Below are 598 nucleotides of genomic sequence, written 5' to 3'. Positions count from 1 at the left end.
TCTGGTGCTGGACGAGGCCACGAGCGCGCTCGATTCAGAGGTTGAGGCCGCAATTCAGGACACGCTTGGCGACGTGATGGAGGGCAAGACCGTCATCGCCATCGCGCACCGCCTGTCCACCATCGCCCAGATGGACCGGATCATCGTGCTGGATCAGGGCCGTGTCGTGGAAGAGGGCTCTCATGACGCGCTGCTTGACGCGGGCGGGCTCTATGCGCGCTATTGGAACCGTCAATCGGGCGGCTTCATCGGGATTCAGGAAGCCGCCGAGTAAGCGAGGTGCGCCCATGGATCTGGAAACCGTCCCCGCAGAGGACTTCGGCCGCAGCCTGACCGGCATCGGCGTCAATCTTCTGACCCCGAATGTGCGTGCGCTGGCCGCGTTCCTGAAAGACGTCTTCGGCCTGCCCGCCTTTCAACTGACCGATGATTTCGCCATCATTCGCCACGGCCAGATGCTGATGCAGCTGCATTCCGACGGCACCTATCACAGCCACCCCCTGCTTGGCTTTGTCCCGGAAACGCCCCCGCGCGGCGGCGGGCTGCAACTCTTTCTATTCGGGATCGACCCCGACAACGCCGTGGCAAAGGCCGAGGC

The 598-nt window shown here is 63.7% G+C and carries 1 protein-coding gene and 1 pseudogene; both read left to right on the top strand.

The window, feature by feature from the left end:
• Positions 1–274 (top strand): annotated as a pseudogene (locus tag BKY26_RS16475) (ABC transporter ATP-binding protein); the annotation flags it as partial.
• A 13-nt stretch (positions 275–287) separates the two neighbouring features.
• Positions 288–598 (top strand): glyoxalase (locus tag BKY26_RS16470; RefSeq protein ID WP_071691471.1); only part of this gene is annotated, 311 nt, incomplete at its 3' end.

Source organism: Nioella sediminis (genome assembly GCF_001879695.1).
Taxonomy (GTDB): domain Bacteria; phylum Pseudomonadota; class Alphaproteobacteria; order Rhodobacterales; family Rhodobacteraceae; genus Nioella; species Nioella sediminis.
This window is presented reverse-complemented; position numbering and strand designations above follow the sequence as displayed.